The organism is Terrisporobacter petrolearius, assembly GCF_020748185.1.
Taxonomy (GTDB): domain Bacteria; phylum Bacillota; class Clostridia; order Peptostreptococcales; family Peptostreptococcaceae; genus Terrisporobacter; species Terrisporobacter petrolearius.
This window is the reverse complement of record NZ_JAHZMO010000110.1, coordinates 1-657: the sequence shown is the minus strand read 5'-3', so window position 1 is coordinate 657 and position 657 is coordinate 1. Positions and strand designations below refer to the sequence as shown.

The 657-nt window shown below is 52.2% G+C and carries 1 protein-coding gene; it reads left to right on the top strand.

The genetic code is table 11. The features are described from left to right. On the top strand, positions 1 to 516 hold a 516-nt coding region (locus K0040_RS22355), incomplete at its 5' end, for an MFS transporter (protein WP_228110419.1). Between the last annotated feature and the right edge of the window lie 141 nt (positions 517 to 657).

Sequence of the window (657 nt, the reverse complement as noted above, 5' to 3'; positions counted from 1 at the left end):
GAGGTTAAACATTTCGCGCTGGATAAATCTTCCTGGGCCTACTTCTTCTATGAGTATGCGGGTATTCCGGGCACCCTGCTGTGCGGCTGGATGTCGGATAAAGTCTTCCGTGGCAACCGTGGGGCAACCGGCGTTTTCTTTATGACACTGGTGACCATCGCGACTATCGTTTACTGGATGAACCCGGCAGGTAACCCAACCGTCGATATGATTTGTATGATTGTTATCGGCTTCCTGATCTACGGTCCTGTGATGCTGATCGGACTGCATGCGCTGGAACTGGCACCGAAAAAAGCGGCAGGTACGGCAGCGGGCTTTACCGGGCTGTTTGGTTACCTGGGCGGTTCGGTGGCGGCGAGCGCGATTGTTGGCTACACCGTGGACTTCTTCGGCTGGGATGGCGGCTTTATGGTAATGATTGGCGGCAGCATTCTGGCGGTTATCTTGTTGATTGTTGTGATGATTGGCGAAAAACGTCGCCATGAACAATTACTGCAAAAACGCAACGGAGGCTAATGGCATGAAATTGAAGCTGAAAAACCTTAGCATGGCGATCATGATGAGCACTATAGTCATGGGAAGCAGTGCAATGGCGGCGGACAGCAACGAAAAAATAGTCATCGCCCATCGCGGTGCCAGTGGATATTTGCCGGAGCA